Raw genomic sequence first — 260 nt, forward strand, 5'->3', positions numbered from 1 at the left:
GGTCTTGTTGAGTAAAGCCCATTGACGCGCGACTGATACTATCAGCACCAACGTTCGTTGTCATAATAACGATGACCTGTTTAAAGATTGCTACACGACCGTTGTTAACGGTCAATGTACCATGGTCCGTTACTTGTAGTAACAGGTTGAATACATCCGGATGCGCCTTTTCAATCTCATCAAGCAACAACACACAATGTGGATGCTGATTGATTTGTTCGGTGAGTAAGCCGCCTTGATCATAGCCAACATAACCTGGA

At 44.2% G+C, this 260-nt stretch carries 1 protein-coding gene; it reads right to left on the reverse strand.

From position 1 onward, the window contains the following. A partial coding sequence (locus tag R2R70_RS21220) for an AAA family ATPase (protein ID WP_410979081.1) occupies window positions 1-260 on the reverse strand: 260 nt, incomplete at both ends.

Source organism: Cobetia sp. SIMBA_158 (genome assembly GCF_046566945.1).
In the GTDB taxonomy this organism is placed as follows: domain Bacteria; phylum Pseudomonadota; class Gammaproteobacteria; order Pseudomonadales; family Halomonadaceae; genus Cobetia; species Cobetia amphilecti.